At 51.5% G+C, this 666-nt stretch carries 1 protein-coding gene; it reads right to left on the reverse strand.

Features of this window, described 5'->3' with window-relative positions; all coding sequences use genetic code 11:
* Window positions 1-666 (reverse strand): RCC1 domain-containing protein (locus tag GC093_RS15750; protein ID WP_376768656.1); only part of this gene is annotated, 666 nt, incomplete at both ends.

Genomic DNA, 666 nt, shown 5'->3' on the forward strand with positions numbered 1-666 from the left:
CTATTATGGCCAAAACCTAGCTGACCGTCGCCGTTATACCCCCATGAATAGATATTGCCGCTAGCATCTTGGGCAAACGAGTTATAATCCCCAGCGCTAATCCTCTTAATATGGGATAAGCCTGGGACTTGAACGGGAACCAGCCGGTTCGTATTCGTACCGTCTCCTATCTGACCCATTTGGTTGAAACCCCAAGCATATACCGTACCCGCATCCGTTAATGCTAATCCGTGCATATTGCCCATATGGATCGAGGCAATGTGCGACAGGCCGGTTACTTGAGCAGGTTCCGTTCTAGAGGTTGTTGTGCCATCACCCAATTCCCCGTTCGAATTTCCGCCCCACGCCCAGACAGTGCCGTCTGATTTTAACGCATAAGCGGAAGCATATCTGCCTTGTATCGCGATCACATGATCCAAACCGGCAACCTTAGCCGGTACTCCATATGCATCCCACGCCCATACGGTTCCATCGCTCTTTAAGACTAAGGATTGCGTTCCGCCCTCTGACGAAATGGCAATGATATGATCAAGACCGCTTACTACACTAGGGGTCGTTCCCGCTCCTCGGCCCCACTTCCAGACTTGACCTTTTGATGTCAGAGCCAACGTGTGGTCGAAACCACCTTGTACGGCAATGATATCTTTGGGCAGGCCCGGTACCGGA

This window comes from Paenibacillus foliorum (genome assembly GCF_013141765.1).
Lineage (GTDB): Bacteria > Bacillota > Bacilli > Paenibacillales > NBRC-103111 > Paenibacillus_S > Paenibacillus_S foliorum.